General features: G+C 67.3%; 1 protein-coding gene. It reads left to right on the top strand.

Features of this window, described 5'->3' with window-relative positions; all coding sequences use genetic code 11:
• A partial coding sequence (locus AC1RRR_RS26100; protein ID WP_492817614.1) for a DUF1501 domain-containing protein occupies positions 1-968 on the top strand: 968 nt, incomplete at both ends.

The following is a 968-nucleotide window of genomic DNA, read 5'->3' on the forward strand; positions in this document are numbered from 1 at the left end:
ATGACCGTCTCTCGTCGTGAACTCCTGCGCCTGACCGCCGGCGGTTCGGCCGTCGCCGCCCTGGGCCAACTCGGCCTCTCCAGCGCCCTGGCCGCCGATACCTCGGGCTATCGCGCCATGGTCGGGGTCTTCTTGTTTGGCGGCAACGATGCCTGGAACATGGTCGTGCCCAATGATGGCCGCTACGCCGACTACGCCAAGCAGCGCGGCTCGGGCATTGCGTTGGCTCAGTCGAGCTTGGTGCCACTGACCGGCACGGCCTTTGGTCTGCACGGGGCCATGGCCGCCCTGAAGCCCGCCTGGGACGAAGGCGCGCTGAGCGCGGTGCTCAACACCGGCACCTTGTTCGCGCCTCTGACCAAGGCCCTCTACACCAGCCGCCCGGACCTGCGCCCGGTGAACCTGATGTCCCACGAGGACCAGCAGAACCAGTGGCAAGGCATGCGCACCCGGGCCACCAACAACGACGGCTTCATGGGCCGGATCAACGACCGGGCCCAGGCCGCCAGCCTGCCGCCGCTGATCTCGATCGCCGGTTCGAACCTGTGCCTGATCGGCGACCGCACCGCGCCGCTGATCCTGCCGTCGTCGGGTTCGATCGTGCGCAATGGCTACAACGCCACCAGCACCGATGCTGCGGTGAAGGCGCGTCAGGCCGCTTTGGACGTCTTCGCCGACGCTTCGTCGTACGGTGCGATCACCGACCTGACGAGCAAGGGCATGAGCAGCGCCTATGCCCAGGCCGTGGCCGCCAACACCATCATCAGCTCAACCACTTCGGCCGTGGACAAGTATTTCGTCCACCCGACCACGGGCGCAGCCCTGACCTCAGACATCTCTCGCCAGCTGCTGCGCGCGGCCCGAATGATCGAGGCCCGCGGCACGCTGGGTCACGCCAAGCAGACCTTCTTCGTCAGCCAGGGCGGTTACGACACCCACACCAACGAGTTGGCCGCCCACAACGGCCT

The organism is Caulobacter sp. GW821-FHT12D05 (assembly GCF_058807295.1).